Here is a 15,602-nt window from a genome sequence, read left to right as displayed (position 1 = left end):
GTTGGTTTGTATTGTTTATTGCATAACGACAGCCAGAAACTTCACGGTCTTTCCATCGAGTGCCAGCATGCCATGTGGCTTACTCGAATCGAAATAAAGGCTGTCCCCCGGATTCAGGATAAGCTCCTTGCCGTTGATGTTCAGCAGCATACGTCCTTCTATCACCAGATTAAACTCCTGTCCTTCATGAGTATTGAAGTATACCGGAGTACCTTCCGGTTTCGGTTCTACCGTTACTACAAACGGATCAGCCTTACGTCCCTTGAAGCCAGAAGCAAGCGACTGGTATTTATATGCTTTGGTTCGCTCTACAGAAACACCTGTTCCACGGCGAGTAAGAAAATAAGATTTCATCTTTGGCTCTTCACCAAACATCAGTTCATCCAGCGTAATGCCGTACTTACGTGCTATCCGCTGCAATACGCTCACGGAGAAATCACACTCACCCGACTCAAGGGCACGATATTCTTCCACCGCAAAGTTACAGTCGGCAGCCACTTCCTCCACACTCAAGTCTAAAGCGTCGCGCAAACCTTTCAAGCGTTCGGCTATCTGCTTAATTTGTTCATCCATATTTATTATGCTTTAAAAATGATTTTCAGATTAGTCAAGGTACAGGTAATCGTAATGCACCAGCGGACGCTGCCCGTGCATGCCCAGCATTTCGCGCGCCTCAGCAGAGTCGACTCCGATACGTCCCACTCCAATCTGGCGTCCCCGTGCATCCATTATCTTTACGATATCGTCTTTTTCAAACTCTCCTTCGATGGCCGTCACTCCCACCGGAAGTATACTGACAGCCTTTTTGCCTTTCACAGCCTTGACAGCCTGGTCGTTCAGGTGCAATTCTCCTTTGGCAAATCCTTCGCTGTGAGCAATCCACTTCTTGACACTCGACACAGCTTCGGAAGAAGGAACAAAACGCGTACAGACCGTTTCATCGGGATGCTGCAACAAATCGAGTAAAATATTTTCCTTTTTCCCGTTGGCAATAATAACAGTAATGCCTTCATCGGCCACTTTGCGGGCTATAGTCGTCTTGGTAAGCATACCTCCCCTGCCAAAGCCCGACTTCTCGGTCTGAATATAGTCGGACAAATCCTTTCCATGTTCCACCTCCCGTATGACCGATGTACCCGGCTGCGAAGGCGAACCATTGTAAATACCATCAATATTACTCAGGATTATCAGTGCCTGCACATCAAGCATTGAAGCAATCATGCCCGAAAGCTCATCATTATCGGTAAACATCAGTTCAGTAACGGAAATTGTATCATTTTCGTTTACGATAGGAATCACCCCAGTTTCCAGCATCACCCGCATACAGTTACGCTGGTTCAGATAATGACGACGGGTAGCAAAACTCTCCTTTGTTGTCAGTACTTGCCCTACGGCAATGCCATGTTCACGAAACAGTTCGTAATATCGGTTTATCAGTTTTGCCTGTCCCACGGCCGAATACAACTGACGCTGTTCAACACTGTCGAGCTTTCGCGACACTTTTATCTCACTGCGCCCCGAAGCAACGGCTCCCGAAGAAATTAGCACAACCTCTACTCCTGCCTTATGCAGTTCGGCTATCTGATCAACCAGTGCCGACACACGCGTTACGTCCAGCGTTCCGTCCCGGCGGGTAAGTACGTTACTTCCTACCTTTACTGCTATCTTTGTAAACTGATATGCCATAATAACGTCTGTTTCTTTTTTTCGCATGGCAAATATAACTTTTTACTTCGTAAAGCAAGCGAACTGCATGAATAAAATATAAAATTGTTACTTATTGATACACATCAATCCAAATTCAGGGGAAAATCAGTACCTTTGCGTGACAAAAATTTAACACCTTACTACATATGGTCAAAGCTATCTTCTTCGATATCGACGGCACACTGGTATCATTCAATACACATGCTATTCCTCAGTCTACACAAGACGCACTGAAACAATTGCGTGAAAAAGGTATCAAGGTATTCATTGCAACAGGACGCCCCAAAGTACTGATGATGGAAGCTGTAGGACATTTACCGTTCGACGGGTTCATTACCCTGAACGGCGCACACTGTTTCACTTCCACCCATCAGGATATTTACAAGGGGAATATACCGGAAGACGATATTGAGCGCCTCATCGGTTATCATCACGAGCATCCGGAAACACCTTTCGTCTTTGTACACGACGACGAATGGTTCATTACCAATGTAAACGAGGCAGTAAAGGAAGTAGCTCAACTGATTGAAATAAATATTCCTCCCGTACGTCCTATAGAAGAAGCGCGCAACAAGGAAATCTTACAGATTATGGGATATTTTAAAGAGGACGATGAACTGGAAGTATTCCGCAAGGTACTGACACATTGCGAACCGATGCGCTGGTATCCACTCTTCGCCGATATTATCGCACGCGGCAACAGCAAAAGCAAAGGAATAGACCATGTACTGGATTATTATGGTATCGACCTGAAAGACACGATGGCGTTTGGCGACGGAGGTAATGACGTCCCCATGCTGAGTCACGTAGGACTGGGAGTGGCTATGGGCAATGCTTCTCCTGAAGTACAGGCAGCTGCCAATTATGTAACAACTTCGGTAGACGAAGACGGTATCATGAATGCCCTGAAGCATTTCAATATCTTATAAGAACTGAAGTGAAAGAATAACAGCCGGACGTTTTGTCTTGCCGGCATTTCGCAGAACAATACTTACCTTTCAGCAAATATCGATTGCCCCGACAACTGTCCTTAACAGCATCATTCAGGTCGGGGCAATCGACATCTCTGAAAAAAGACCAATATCAATCAATCCAGAGTTTTGCCAGATAATCGTAGTGTTCACCTTCCGCTACGATTTCGGCATGAAATCCGTATTGCGACACATAAGCAGAAAGAGTATCAAAATCGATATACAACCAGTCGAATGTATCTCCTTTTATCTGCTTGTACTGCATCCGGAAGTCAACTTCTCCATAATAATCAGCAGCCAGATCGAGCACATAGCTGCCGTCTTCATCTTCGTACAGGTAACGCAAATCGCTGGAATCTAACAAAATGCACCCTCCAGGAGCAAGCAATTGCTTCATCCGCAGACAAAAATCGGGCATATTTTTCAATTTGCCGATAATACCCAAACCATTCATCAGCATAAGAATCGTATCAAACTGTCCGGTAAAATGTTCATCGAATACATTGACATGCAACGCCTTTACTCCCCGTTCCTGCATAGCCTTGACCGACAGCGGCGATATATCAATAGCAAGACTGTCCTTTCCCAACTCCTTTAGAGCCAGCGAATGGCAGCCACTTCCCGCTCCCACATCCAGAATCCGGCCCTTCGCCAGTTGCAAGGCTACCTGTTCCTGACGGGGCATATCCTTGTAGGTACGAAACAATTCCGTTACGGGAATCTCATCTTCATCAAACTGCGAGGAAAACACCCGCAAGCGTCCAGCCTTACCCAGTTTGAGAAAATCATAAATAGCAGCCCCCATTGGGTCCTTTTCTTCCGGCAATAAATTTATATCCATATCAGTGAATTATTCATTATTATATATACCGGCAAAGATACAAAAAGAGGTTTAAACTGCATAACAATGATTATTTATTCATCCCGTTTGTATAAATCGAGAATAAAACAAGAAAAAAATACGTTTTTCTGTATATTATTTCAATATTATCTGTATATTTGCAGCCTATTAAAGAATAATTATACACAATGAAAAGTAAGAACAGCCGACTTGATTCCATTAAGATGATTATCTCAAGCAAGGAGATAGGAAGCCAGGAAGAGCTTCTTCAGGAGCTGGCAAAGGAAGGTTTCCAACTGACACAAGCAACACTTTCACGCGACTTGAAACAACTGAAAGTTGCCAAGGCTGCCAGCATGAACGGAAATTATGTATACGTATTGCCCAACAATACCATGTACAAGCGTATGACCGAACCCCACACAACCTCTGAGATGCTCCGTCAACCGGGATTTGTGTCTATAGAATTCTCCGAAAATATTGCAGTCATCAAGACAAGACCAGGATATGCCAGCAGTCTGGCATACGACATCGACAACAATCACTTCCACGAAATCATCGGAACCATTGCTGGCGACGACACAATCATGCTCATTGTCCGTGAAGGCTGTACCCGCACCAGCGTAAAACAAGCACTGGCACATGTAATACCGAATATAAACCTAATAAAATAAGATACAGAAAGAAAATGGATACTAAACAAATTGATGTTATGGTAGCCGACGCCTCACACGAGGTATACGTTGACACAATATTAGATACAATCCGTGAAGCAGCTAAAGTGCGCGGCACAGGTATCGCAGAACGTACGCACGAATATGTAGCGACAAAGATGAAAGAAGGTAAAGCTATCATCGCTTTGTGTGGTAACGAATTTGCAGGATTCACTTACATCGAATCATGGGGGAATAAACAGTATGTAGCAACCTCCGGACTTATTGTACATCCTAAATATCGCGGATGCGGACTTGCCAAACGTATCAAGCATGCGTCATTTACACTGGCACGTCTGCGCTGGCCGAAAGCAAAGATTTTCAGTCTGACTTCGGGAGCTGCCGTAATGAAAATGAATACAGAATTAGGATATGTACCTGTCACTTTCAATGAGCTGACCGATGATGAATCGTTCTGGAAAGGATGTGAGGGTTGTATCAACCACGAAATTCTGGTTGCCAAAAAGCGTAAGTTCTGTATCTGCACAGCCATGCTTTACGATCCGGCATTGCACACAGACGACAAAATAAATAATTTTTAAATTCAATCAATCAACAAGAATATTAATACAGAAAAAGATGCCTCATTTTTCAGCCATCGTTTTTCACTAAATAAAAGCCTTATGGAAGAAAAGAAAAAAGTAGTCGTTGCGTTCAGCGGCGGGCTGGACACCTCATTTACAGTCATGTATCTGGCAAAGGAAAAAGGTTATGAAGTATATGCGGCTTGTGCCAACACAGGCGGATTCAGCCCCGAACAGTTGAAGCAGAACGAGGAAAATGCCTATAAGTTGGGAGCCACCAAATATGTTACACTCGACGTTACTCAGGAATATTATGCAAAGAGTTTGAAATACATGATTTTCGGAAACGTATTGCGTAACGGTACTTATCCTATTTCTGTAAGCTCGGAACGTATCTTCCAGGCACTTGCCATTGCACGTTATGCCAATGAAATCGGAGCACATGCCATTGCCCACGGTTCTACAGGTGCAGGCAATGACCAGGTTCGCTTCGATATGACTTTCCTGGTAATGGCTCCGGGAGTTGAAATCATTACGCTTACCCGCGATATGGCACTGAGCCGTGATTATGAAATCAATTATCTGAAAGAACATGGCTTTGAGGCTGATTTTACCAAACTGAAATATTCATATAATGTAGGTATATGGGGAACTTCTATCTGTGGAGGTGAAATTCTGGATTCAACTCAGGGATTACCAGAAAGCGCATACCTGAAACAGGTAACAAAAACGGGCAGTGAACAGCTCAAGCTGGAATTCAAAAAAGGAGAATTGTATGCTGTCAACGGTGAAGTGTTCGAAGATAAAATCAAAGCTATTCAGAAAGTAGAAGAAATCGGAGCAGCTTACGGTATCGGACGTGACATGCACGTAGGCGATACCATCATCGGTATCAAGGGACGTGTAGGCTTCGAAGCCGCCGCTCCTATGCTGATTATCGGTGCACACAAGTTCCTCGAAAAATATACATTGAGCAAATGGCAGCAGTACTGGAAAGATCAGGTAGCCAACTGGTATGGCATGTTCCTGCACGAAAGCCAGTATCTGGAACCGGTAATGCGCGACATCGAAGCTATGCTTCAGGAATCACAGCGTAATGTAAACGGTACAGCTATTCTCGAACTTCGTCCGTATTGCTTCTCTACCGTAGGCGTCGATTCAAAAGACGATCTGGTTAAGAATAAATTCGGTGAATATGGTGAAATGCAGAAAGGATGGACTGCCGAAGATGCTAAAGGCTTCATCAAGGTACTCTCTACTCCGCTGCGTGCTTATTATGCAAACCATAAAGACGAGGAGAATATCTGATTATGTCTGGTAACCAAAAGCTCAGACGTCCACGTACGGGAAGAATGATAAGCGGAGTATGTGCAGGACTGGCGAACTTCTTCGGTCTTGATGTATCTATCATCCGCATCGTATACGTGATACTGACTTTTTTTACTGCATTTGCAGGTATACCTATTTATATATTAATGTGGATTATTATTCCACAAGAAAACAACCATTATTTTCATGATTAAAGTAGGAATTATAGGAGGGGCTGGATATACGGCAGGCGAACTGATTCGCCTGCTCATCAACCACCCTGATGTAGAAATAAAATTCATAAACAGCTCCAGCAACGCCGGCAATAAGATTACCGACGTACACGAAGGATTGTACGGCGAAACCGATCTGGTATTTACAGATGAATTACCGCTCGATACAGTCGACGTCATATTCTTCTGTACAGCACACGGTGACACCAAGAAATTCATAGAAAGCCACGACATCCCCGAAAATGTGAAAATCATCGACCTCTCGATGGATTACCGTATCAAGGACGAAAGCCATGATTTCGTATACGGTCTTCCAGAACTGAACCGCCGGGTAATTTGCCAGAGCAAGCATGTGGCCAATCCGGGATGCTTTGCTACATGTATCCAGCTTGGATTACTTCCGTTGGCCAAACACCTTATGCTGAATGATGATGTCATGGTAAATGCCATCACCGGAAGTACAGGAGCCGGAGTTAAACCGGGAGCGACTTCACATTTCAGCTGGCGTAACAACAATATGAGCATTTACAAACCGTTTACTCATCAGCATGTTCCCGAAATCAAACAATCTCTGAAACAGCTTCAGAACAGTTTCAATTCTGAAATTGACTTTATCCCGTACCGTGGTGATTTTGCCCGGGGAATTTTTGCCACCATCGTCGTAAAGACCAAAGTGGAGCTGGATGAAATTGTCAAGATGTATAAAGACTATTATGCTGAGGATTCATTTACTCACATTGTAGAAAAGAATATCGATTTGAAACAAGTAGTCAATACCAACAAGTGTCTTATCCACCTGGAAAAACACGGTGATAAGCTGCTCATTGTTTCTTGTATCGATAATCTGCTGAAAGGTGCAAGCGGACAAGCTGTACATAATATGAACCTGATGTTCAACTTAGAAGAAACTACGGGCTTGATGTTGAAGCCCAGTGCTTTCTAAGTGATAAAAACAATTTAAACAAGCCATGAAACTATTCGACGTATATCCCTTGTTCGACGTAAACATCGTACAGGGAAAAGGTTGCCACGTGTGGGACGATAAAGGCCAGGAATATCTTGACCTTTACGGAGGACATGCTGTAATATCCATCGGCCATGCTCATCCGCACTACGTAGAAGCAATCAGCAAACAAGTAGCCAAACTGGGATTCTATTCGAACTCAGTCATCAACAAATTGCAGCAGGAAGTTGCCGACCGTTTGGGCGCAATGTGTGGTTACGACGATTATCAGCTCTTTCTTATCAACTCGGGAGCTGAAGCAAACGAGAACGCACTGAAGCTCGCATCTTTTTATAACGGACGTACCCGTGTCATTTCATTTGCCAAGGCTTTCCATGGACGTACTTCGCTGGCTGTAGAAGTAACAAACAATCCTAAAATCATTGCTCCTATCAACGATAACGGACATGTAACTTATCTCCCGCTCAACGATACCGACAGTATGAAGGCCGAACTTGCCAAAGGCGATGTATGTGCCGTCATCATCGAAGGTATTCAAGGAGTAGGTGGCATCCAGTTGCCTACCAATGAGTTTATGCAGGCTCTACGTGAGGCATGCGACGAAAACAATACCGTACTGATACTCGACGAAATCCAGTCAGGATACGGACGAAGCGGAAAATTCTTTGCACATCAGTACGCAGGCATACGCCCCGATCTTATCACCGTAGCCAAAGGTATCGGAAACGGTTTCCCAATGGCAGGTGTACTTATCAGTCCTAAATTTACTCCGGTATACGGACAACTGGGTACTACATTCGGAGGAAATCATCTTGCCTGTGCAGCTGCTATTGCTGTCCTCGATGTAATGAAAGAAGAGAATCTGATAGAAAACGCAGCACACGTAGGTAGTCACCTGATTGAGGAGTTGAAAAAATTCCCACAAATCAAAGAAGTTCGTGGACTTGGACTAATGATTGGAATGGAATTTGCCGAACCTATAAAAGAATTACGCCAGCGCCTGTTGTTCGAACAGAAAGTATTTACCGGCGTAAGCGGTACCAATGTTATCCGTCTGCTTCCTCCTCTCTGCTTAAGCATGACCGAAGCTGATGAGTTCCTGAGCCGTCTGAACAACGTTCTGACCAAATAAAGACAACTCAACACATATAAGATACAATAGCCATATCATAACTCTAAACGAGGATTGATATGGCTATTTTGTTATACAAGGCACAAAAAAAAGCGTCATATCTACTCACTAATATGACACTTTTTCAGCAGGAAAGGTAGAATACACTCTCCTTCGCTTTTATCCAAGAATCCTCTACAATTTACATTACATTAAGAACATCTCAGTACCTGACCAATACGTAAGGTTGTGGTACGCTTGATACCGTTTATCTGACACAAGCGATCGATAGAAACATGATACAAACGAGAAATACGTCCTAATGTATCACCCTTACGAATCTTGTGATAACGAATTGCGGACTTCTCAGCATCTGCTGCTCCCGACTTGCCACTCTTTACAGCCGACATAGCTCGTGAACGCTGATATTCATAGCGGTTAGCTCCGCGAATGAACAAATAACTATCTGCTACAATATCTTGTTTGGGGAAATCAAACATAAATTCCGGATTGATGACCTCGCCCAAAAAACGAGTTTCGAAGTGCAAATGTGAACCAGTAGAACGTCCGGTATTACCACCCAATCCAATAGGATCTCCTGCTTTCACATACTCATTCTCCTTAACAATCTGTTTCGAGAGGTGACCGTAAATGGTTTCCAGTCCGTTATCATGACGTATAACTACATATTTACCGTAACCACGACGTTCATATTTTACCATACGCACTTTACCGTCAAAGGCCGCACGGATAGTATCGCCGATATATACCTTGATATCAAGTCCATTGTGCATACGACGCCAACGCGGACCGCACTTAGAAGTAATTATCGTATGAGAAGTTGGCATGCAGAACCCCGTCAAATCGATACGGAAACTATCTGGAACCTGTACAATGTTACCATAAGCGTGAACACGATCGTTGTTCCAGTTGGGATAAAGACTATAAGCAGGATAAACTGCCTGTTCTGCTTTTATCTGGCGAATCAATGCCAAAGAATCTACTGCTTTTAATTTTCTGTCGATTGGAGCCTGGCGAGCCAACAAATCCTGTCCGGATACATTTATACAGACTAAAGCCAAGGCTGCTACTGCGACTGTTCTAATACATTTTAAAATCATTACGTTTATACTATTTTTCAGCCTGTACCTGCAAGTAATTTTTCGACTCTCTATCTATATTCTCGCTTCGGTACAACTGCCGGTTCAAAACAAATCTACATTAAAAATGTCTTTTTCTGACACTGAGGTTTCAAAAAATCGTTTCAAATATAGCATTTTCCCACTAAAAAACAGAGCGTAGTTAACAATTTTTTATGTATTTTCATACGAAAAGCATTTATTTATTTCGAATACATGTTATTAAACATACAGGTGTTACAATAAAACAACAATTGGCTGTAAATCATATCTTCATGCATTCTTCGTATGATAAGAGTAATTTATATTCTTCCGAGGAGATTAAAGACGTACAAAGTGTCCTTCTTTCCAGATATATTTCAAGGGCTCCTGTACCAGATAGGGCTTTATCTCCTCAGCGGTTTCCTTATCCAAATAATCGGGAGTAGCATAAGTAAACGATAAAGTATTATCTGTTTCCGATAAATCTGCTTTAAGCAGGAACATATCTGCCCGCGCACGCAAATTCTTCAATGAATCGGCCTGAACCTCCGAAGCCGGTGTCTTATAAAAAGCATCTTCTACCGGCAAAGTAAGAAATTTATCTGCCGGAAGTCGCTTCCACGATGTATCATAAAATGAAATACTGCTATCGCTTGTCGGTCCCTCGAATGTATGTACTACACAAATTACTTTCACCGAATCATTCAGCGGAAGCAATTTCATTTCAGCCATACTTACCTTACTGATTTTCAGTTTCAGGTAATTATCTGTCAGCTTCAGCATCTCCGAAGTATTTCCAAAACGGTTTTTTACTTCTGCTTTCATGTTACTGGCCAGGAAATCTCCGAAGTCCTCTCTGTTTACTTTCGTCAGCATAGGTGAAAGTGAATCGGGCAAAGCAATGAACAATGATTTCATGTCTTGTGCCTGTATACTTAAACAACAAAGTAACACTCCGACTACAAACAATATCTTTTTCATAAAATATTTCGTTTTTATGTGATTTTGAAGTCACTAAAAGTACTCATTGCCTGCAAAAGTAGTACTTAAATAGTATATATTGAAATAAATATCCTGCTTTTTGTTACTACCAGCCAAGATATTCTAAAGAGCTATCTATCAGTTTATCGTTTGCTTCAACAAGATTACGACGAGAATAAGCCGCAAGGGAAAAATAAAAAAGCCACCCTCTAACAGGTGGCTCATAAATTGAATATCTTTCACTCGACAGGTTATCATATCCATGAGAATCCCCTGTCCTACCATCAATATACAATTTTACGTTCGATCTCTTCAAAACGAGGGAACAGCAAATTATTCTCCAAATGTATATGTTCGAACAGAGCATCTACGAAAGCTTCCAGTTCCTGCATTAACAAACGGTAGCTGGCACAGCCATCTTGCGGGACAGAAAAATGTCCGGTCAGTTTAATGATATGCAGATAACGGTTACCTTCTCCTTCATGTTCCATCTTCATTACACGGATAGGATTGGCTATCGTACCACAATGCATCGGCTCCATACGCTGTCCTTTTTCTTGAGCAGCATATAAATCGTATAAATAAGGGAACAAAACATTTTCTTCTTTCTGCAAGTGCATTTCCAGATCCTGCAACGATTCAGTAACCAATGCCTTCAGTTCATGTAGTTCCGGATGTGCCTCGCCATGTACCCGTTCTACTTTCTCCAACAAAGACAACAATTCAGGTCCTCGTGCACGGATACCGCGATGGTGTATCTTCAAGATATAGTCCATCAGCAAATCGAGCGGCCACGAAGCAAAAGGAATACGGCCTCCTCCATCAGCTTCCTGACGTTCAAGTGCCTGTATCACCTCTTCGGCAGACAATCCAAGATCGGTACATGCTTTATCCAAAGTTGTTTCTCCGTGGCAGCAAAAATCAATGCCATATTTCTTAAATACTTTAGCCGCAGCAAAATCCTCGGCAACAATATTTCCTACACTTGTATATTTCCAGTCTGTTGCTTTCATATTTATATCCTTTATTGATTACGGGTGCAAAGGTATGCTTCATACTCAACAAACTTTGTCACATAGGTGACACGAACCTATAATGAAAGTTAAACGCTTTAATACAGACAGAAAGACCTGTAACTACAAGCACAAAGATTCTGCTTTAAGAATTCAAAAAAAGGCTTCAAAAACTCTCGCGGGAAACTGAAGAAAACGTCGGGACATTTTTTTAATACCCGCTGACGTTTTCTTCCATTCATCGGCGGAAATTATCCTTTCCGTTTCAAGAAGTCAGTAGGGCTTTCGCCAAAATAGTCTTTATAACATTTCGTAAAATAAGAAGGCGAACTGAAACCAACTTCATACGTAATTTCGGCAATTGTTTTTTCGGTAGAAGCAAGTAATGAAGCTGCTTTCTTCAGACGGGCTATGCGAAGCAGTTCATTCGGAGAATAACCTGTCAGTGCCTTGGCTTTTCTATACAACTGAACACGACTCATTCCGATCTTATCGCCCAAGTCCTCCACACTTAATTCGGAGTTACCTAACTGTTCTTCAATCAGCGACCGCAGTTGTTCGACAAAGCCTTTATCCAAGTCGGCAATCGGTTCTTTATGGAGCGAAGTTTTATCGGCAAAGAAACTTTGCAGACGACGGCGATTATCAATCAGATTACGCAGACGAACCAGCAGCAAACGAGCGCTGAAAGGCTTCAATATATATGAATCGGCCCCGCATTCATATCCTTTCACTTTCTGTTCATCCATGGTATAGGCAGTCAACATCATAACCGGAATGTGGGAAGTCTGCACTTCCGACTTCAACCTGCGACAGCACTCCATACCATCCATCACAGACATCATTACGTCACAAATAATCGCATCGGGTACATACTTCATAGCCTGCTGTACACCTTCCTGCCCATTGGACGCCTCTATCACAGTATAATTATCGCGAAGAAGCACTTTTACATAATCGCGTACATCTTGATTATCATCGATAACCAAAACCGTTTCTCTATCATCTCGTTCCACAACTTCAGGTACGCTCTGTATTGTTTTCTGATCGGCAGATACAACAGCTCCTTCCTTTAAATTTTTTAGTATTACATTCTTTTCTACATGTTCAGCGGGAACTCCTTGCTGTTCGGCCGGCATCTCTATAGTAAATACAGTGCCCTTACCTTTCCTGCTATCTACCGAAATCGTACCGCCGTGCATCTCGACGAAAGCCTTTACCAATGCCAATCCGATACCAGATCCAGCATGATGAACATCTATCTGATAAAAACTTTCGAAAATATGCTTTACATGTTCTGCCGGCATTCCTATCCCTGTATCAGAAACCTGATAGCGCAACCAACGGACATTCTCCTTATCGAATATGGAAAGCTTTACTTCTATAGTTCTATTTTCGGGAGTAAACTTAAATGCGTTCGATAACAGATTGTACGTAATACGCTCCATCTTTTCAGCATCGGCTACCATCATATAGCCTTTGTCTGTGGAATCTACAGATACAGCAAAATGGATATGCTTACGATAAGACAACGTACGGAATGCATCAGTCCACTCCTTGATATTTTCTGAAATGTCGAAACGAGATAAAGTCATATCCAACTTTCCGTTTTCGAACTTGCGGAAATCTAATATCTGATTGATAAGGCGAAGCAGAACAGTTACATTCTTTTGTATGATATTCAAAAGAAAGCGTTCATTCTCTCCTAAATTCTTACTCTCGGCCAACTGATTGACCGGATCGGCTATTAAAGTGAGCGGAGTACGAAAATCATGTGAAACATTGGTAAAGAAAGCCAGTTTGGCATGGGTAGCCTCTTCCAATTGCTTGGAAAGACTTATCAACTGGTCACGCTGCTCTTCCAGACGCTTTTTCTGATCAGATAATTCAGCATTCAGCCGGTTCTTCGTCCAGAATGCACGTACTACAAAAAAGAGTAACATCGCTACCAAGATCAGGATGACGATGCAGGCATACAGCAACATCCTCTGAGAAGAATAGCGCATCAGATACGTATCCAGCAACCTGTCTAATACTTCGATCTTAGTATCCAACTGACTGATATGAGCAGTCTGCATCTGCATGATACGGGCATTCGCCTTATTGACCAGTGCTGTCGACAACTTTGTTTCACGAGTATACTCTTTTCCTTGAAGAATATTCATCGCTACCTCCATAACTTTATCGCCTCCCGTAGGATAAATGAACGTAGCATCCAGATGCCCATCGGCTACCTGCTCCACACCATATCCTTCACCGGCCAGTGCATCTATCCCAACAAACAGCATATCATGCTGGCGGTTTCTTTTTACAGCAGCATCGTATGCACCTATTGCCATACGGTCGTTATGCGCAAATACCATGTCAATATGAGGATAGCGTAAAAGAATTGTATCGAAAGCTGATTCAGCAGCTCCTTTAAGCCATGCAGCATCTGCCGAAGCAATAATCTTAATACCCGGAGTTTGCTTTAAAGCGTCCTTTAATCCCCGATGTCGTTCCAAAGCTGAGGTAGAGCCACGCAATCCGGTTACTTCCACCAGATTTCCTTTTCCCTGCAAACGTTCAGCTATGTAACGCCCGACATGATGCCCTATTTCATAATTATCTGCCCCTACATAAGCTGTATATTTACGCGAATAAATTTTCCGGTCGACCAATACTACCGGAATTCCTTTATCGTATGCTTTTTCGATTATAGGAGTAATAGCCTCAGCCTCATTAGGAGAAACGATCAGCAAATCAACATGCTGGGAGATAAGTGCCTCTATATCGGCTATCTGCTGAGCATTGTTATCTTTGGCCGTGCGGATATCCACTTCCACGCCCGGATAAAACAACGCTTCACGACGGAGTTCCTTATTCATTTGTTCGCGCCACTCATCATCACTACATTGCGATACACCAATCACATAACGTACCTCTCTCGGGGCACATCCCACAAGCAACAGGGAAAATAGCAGAATCAGGGCAAACAAAGAATGTTTCATAGTATATGTATATTTATAACGATACCTTCACACGCTTTGTCCTTGCCTTTCCGGCAACAAAGCGTGTGAAGGATATGCAGGGTAAAAAGGAGTTACTTAATAACGCGTTCTTTCAATGACTCTGGCAAAACAGGCATTGCTCCATTCTGCGTACAAACATAAGCAGAAGTTTCTACAGCCAGTTTATGCGCTTCACCAATAGACAGACCGCTCAAAATAGAAGCAACAAATGCGGCAGTAAATGAATCACCAGCTCCCACCGTATCGGCAACTTCTACTTTCGGTGTTTCAACAAAAGAAACATCTCCCGGGGTAAAGACATAACTTCCATTTACTCCACAAGTAAGAATCAGCATCTTCAAGTTATACTTGGCAAGTAATATCCAACATTTATCCTGAAGATCGATACCAGGATAACCGAACATACGGCTCACGGTAACCAATTCTTCATCATTTATCTTCAAGACATTGCACTTTCTAAAAGAATTGCAAAGTATTTCTTTGGTATAGAATCCCTGACGAAGATTAATGTCGAATATCTTCAACGTATTTTCTGTAGACATAGCATCGAGGAAACGATTTATCGTTTCACGCGAAACTACGCTACGCTGTGCCAGAGAACCAAAGCAAACAGCTTTAGTATGCTTTGCCAAATCCTCAAGTGCCGGTGTATAAGGTATATTATCCCATGCTACACCTTCCTTTATATCATAACAAGGTACTCCCTCATCATCAAGCTCTACCTGTACCGTACCCGTAGGATAAGGTACAATTTCTACCATTGCATTCAATTTCTTCTCACGGAAATTATCCAGAATCTCCATGCCAAGCTTGTCGTCACCTACAGCACTAACAACCCGGCTGTTCAGTCCGAACTGCGATACATGATAAGCAAAATTAGCAGGGGCACCACCTATTTTCTTTCCTTCGGGAAGCACATCCCATAGCGCTTCACCCATTCCTACGACAATCGTATTTTCCATATTATAGTTTCTTTTCTTTGTAAATAACATATAATAAAAAATTTAGTAGATGACAAAAAAATAAAATTCTATTGTTAAGTATTTAATTATCAATAGATTATATTTGCAAAAGTCCCTGAAAGTCAGTAACTTTAAAGAAAAG

General features: G+C 42.5%; 15 protein-coding genes. 7 read left to right on the top strand and 8 right to left on the bottom strand.

What is annotated here, in order from left to right; genetic code table 11:
* Nucleotides 1–15 precede the first annotated feature (15 nt).
* The gene (locus ACZM60_RS07270) at nucleotides 16–573 is read right to left on the bottom strand and encodes a helix-turn-helix domain-containing protein (RefSeq protein WP_340319745.1); all 558 of its coding nucleotides are present in this window, start codon (nucleotides 571–573) and stop codon (nucleotides 16–18) included.
* A gap of 30 nt (nucleotides 574–603) precedes the next feature.
* A complete protein-coding gene (gene proB, locus ACZM60_RS07265; RefSeq protein ID WP_418587228.1) occupies nucleotides 604–1,686 on the bottom strand; it encodes a glutamate 5-kinase in 1,083 nt (360 codons plus the stop codon).
* A gap of 167 nt (nucleotides 1,687–1,853) precedes the next feature.
* Here proB and ACZM60_RS07260 point away from each other — a divergent pair, with 167 nt between their 5' ends.
* Nucleotides 1,854–2,636: a Cof-type HAD-IIB family hydrolase gene (locus ACZM60_RS07260; RefSeq protein ID WP_021969877.1), complete on the top strand. Its 783-nt coding sequence runs from the start codon at nucleotides 1,854–1,856 to the stop codon at nucleotides 2,634–2,636.
* A 154-nt stretch (nucleotides 2,637–2,790) separates the two neighbouring features.
* Here the strand turns inward: ACZM60_RS07260 and ACZM60_RS07255 are convergent, their stop codons facing one another.
* Nucleotides 2,791–3,519, bottom strand: a complete 729-nt coding sequence (locus tag ACZM60_RS07255; RefSeq protein WP_489521166.1) for a class I SAM-dependent methyltransferase — start codon at nucleotides 3,517–3,519, stop codon at nucleotides 2,791–2,793.
* A gap of 188 nt (nucleotides 3,520–3,707) precedes the next feature.
* On the opposite strand from ACZM60_RS07255, the gene argR reads away from it, so the two are divergent.
* The 6 genes from argR to ACZM60_RS07225 all read left to right on the top strand — a co-directional run bounded on the left by argR (nucleotide 3,708) and on the right by ACZM60_RS07225 (nucleotide 8,393).
* Nucleotides 3,708–4,193 carry an arginine repressor gene (gene argR / locus ACZM60_RS07250; protein WP_489521165.1) on the top strand — a complete coding sequence of 162 codons (486 nt, stop codon included), beginning with the start codon at nucleotides 3,708–3,710 and terminating at the stop codon, nucleotides 4,191–4,193.
* Nucleotides 4,194–4,207: 14 nt separating this feature from the next.
* Nucleotides 4,208–4,774 carry a GNAT family N-acetyltransferase gene (locus tag ACZM60_RS07245; RefSeq protein WP_021969874.1) on the top strand — a complete coding sequence of 189 codons (567 nt, stop codon included), beginning with the start codon at nucleotides 4,208–4,210 and terminating at the stop codon, nucleotides 4,772–4,774.
* An 81-nt stretch (nucleotides 4,775–4,855) separates the two neighbouring features.
* Nucleotides 4,856–6,064 carry an argininosuccinate synthase gene (locus tag ACZM60_RS07240; protein WP_021969873.1) on the top strand — a complete coding sequence of 403 codons (1,209 nt, stop codon included), beginning with the start codon at nucleotides 4,856–4,858 and terminating at the stop codon, nucleotides 6,062–6,064.
* 2 nt (nucleotides 6,065–6,066) lie between these two features.
* Nucleotides 6,067–6,279, top strand: coding sequence for a PspC domain-containing protein (locus tag ACZM60_RS07235; RefSeq protein ID WP_340319749.1), 213 nt, complete (start codon nucleotides 6,067–6,069; stop codon nucleotides 6,277–6,279).
* Nucleotides 6,272–7,240 (top strand): N-acetyl-gamma-glutamyl-phosphate reductase, encoded by a 969-nt coding sequence (gene argC, locus ACZM60_RS07230; protein WP_021969872.1) that lies wholly within the window; start codon nucleotides 6,272–6,274, stop codon nucleotides 7,238–7,240. The genes ACZM60_RS07235 and argC overlap by 8 nt, the downstream gene beginning before the upstream one ends.
* A gap of 25 nt (nucleotides 7,241–7,265) precedes the next feature.
* Nucleotides 7,266–8,393, top strand: coding sequence for an aspartate aminotransferase family protein (locus ACZM60_RS07225; RefSeq protein ID WP_489521164.1), 1,128 nt, complete (start codon nucleotides 7,266–7,268; stop codon nucleotides 8,391–8,393).
* A gap of 191 nt (nucleotides 8,394–8,584) precedes the next feature.
* Here ACZM60_RS07225 and ACZM60_RS07220 read toward each other — a convergent pair whose 3' ends face one another.
* The 5 genes from ACZM60_RS07220 to ACZM60_RS07200 all read right to left on the bottom strand — a co-directional run bounded on the left by ACZM60_RS07220 (nucleotide 8,585) and on the right by ACZM60_RS07200 (nucleotide 15,460).
* Nucleotides 8,585–9,493: a peptidoglycan DD-metalloendopeptidase family protein gene (locus ACZM60_RS07220; protein WP_489521163.1), complete on the bottom strand. Its 909-nt coding sequence runs from the start codon at nucleotides 9,491–9,493 to the stop codon at nucleotides 8,585–8,587.
* A 339-nt stretch (nucleotides 9,494–9,832) separates the two neighbouring features.
* Nucleotides 9,833–10,474 (bottom strand): DUF3256 family protein, encoded by a 642-nt coding sequence (locus tag ACZM60_RS07215; RefSeq protein ID WP_489521162.1) that lies wholly within the window; start codon nucleotides 10,472–10,474, stop codon nucleotides 9,833–9,835.
* A gap of 284 nt (nucleotides 10,475–10,758) precedes the next feature.
* Nucleotides 10,759–11,487 (bottom strand): iron-sulfur cluster repair di-iron protein, encoded by a 729-nt coding sequence (gene ric, locus ACZM60_RS07210; protein ID WP_021969867.1) that lies wholly within the window; start codon nucleotides 11,485–11,487, stop codon nucleotides 10,759–10,761.
* Nucleotides 11,488–11,738: 251 nt separating this feature from the next.
* Nucleotides 11,739–14,477 carry a substrate-binding domain-containing protein gene (locus tag ACZM60_RS07205; RefSeq protein ID WP_489521161.1) on the bottom strand — a complete coding sequence of 913 codons (2,739 nt, stop codon included), beginning with the start codon at nucleotides 14,475–14,477 and terminating at the stop codon, nucleotides 11,739–11,741.
* A 92-nt stretch (nucleotides 14,478–14,569) separates the two neighbouring features.
* On the bottom strand, nucleotides 14,570–15,460 hold the full coding sequence (locus ACZM60_RS07200) for a carbohydrate kinase family protein (protein ID WP_340319753.1): 891 nt from the start codon (nucleotides 15,458–15,460) through the stop codon (nucleotides 14,570–14,572).
* Nucleotides 15,461–15,602 lie beyond the last annotated feature (142 nt).

The sequence above is a fragment of the Phocaeicola sp. genome, assembly GCF_057861905.1.
The sequence above is the reverse complement of the archived record's forward strand: the minus strand, read 5'-3'. Positions and strand labels throughout refer to the sequence as shown.

Excerpts from the sequence above, each read along its gene's own strand:
- ACZM60_RS07235 (WP_340319749.1), top strand. The coding sequence starts at position 6,067 with ATGTCTGGTAACCAAAAGCTCAGACGTCCACGTACGGGAAGAATGATA.
- argC (WP_021969872.1), top strand. The coding sequence starts at position 6,272 with ATGATTAAAGTAGGAATTATAGGAGGGGCTGGATATACGGCAGGCGAA.
- argR (WP_489521165.1), top strand. The coding sequence starts at position 3,708 with ATGAAAAGTAAGAACAGCCGACTTGATTCCATTAAGATGATTATCTCA.
- ric (WP_021969867.1), bottom strand. The coding sequence starts at position 11,487 with ATGAAAGCAACAGACTGGAAATATACAAGTGTAGGAAATATTGTTGCC.
- ACZM60_RS07255 (WP_489521166.1), bottom strand. The coding sequence starts at position 3,519 with ATGGATATAAATTTATTGCCGGAAGAAAAGGACCCAATGGGGGCTGCT.
- ACZM60_RS07245 (WP_021969874.1), top strand. The coding sequence starts at position 4,208 with ATGGATACTAAACAAATTGATGTTATGGTAGCCGACGCCTCACACGAG.
- ACZM60_RS07240 (WP_021969873.1), top strand. The coding sequence starts at position 4,856 with ATGGAAGAAAAGAAAAAAGTAGTCGTTGCGTTCAGCGGCGGGCTGGAC.
- ACZM60_RS07270 (WP_340319745.1), bottom strand. The coding sequence starts at position 573 with ATGGATGAACAAATTAAGCAGATAGCCGAACGCTTGAAAGGTTTGCGC.
- ACZM60_RS07200 (WP_340319753.1), bottom strand. The coding sequence starts at position 15,460 with ATGGAAAATACGATTGTCGTAGGAATGGGTGAAGCGCTATGGGATGTG.
- ACZM60_RS07205 (WP_489521161.1), bottom strand. The coding sequence starts at position 14,477 with ATGAAACATTCTTTGTTTGCCCTGATTCTGCTATTTTCCCTGTTGCTT.
- ACZM60_RS07220 (WP_489521163.1), bottom strand. The coding sequence starts at position 9,493 with ATGATTTTAAAATGTATTAGAACAGTCGCAGTAGCAGCCTTGGCTTTA.
- ACZM60_RS07225 (WP_489521164.1), top strand. The coding sequence starts at position 7,266 with ATGAAACTATTCGACGTATATCCCTTGTTCGACGTAAACATCGTACAG.
- proB (WP_418587228.1), bottom strand. The coding sequence starts at position 1,686 with ATGGCATATCAGTTTACAAAGATAGCAGTAAAGGTAGGAAGTAACGTA.
- ACZM60_RS07260 (WP_021969877.1), top strand. The coding sequence starts at position 1,854 with ATGGTCAAAGCTATCTTCTTCGATATCGACGGCACACTGGTATCATTC.
- ACZM60_RS07215 (WP_489521162.1), bottom strand. The coding sequence starts at position 10,474 with ATGAAAAAGATATTGTTTGTAGTCGGAGTGTTACTTTGTTGTTTAAGT.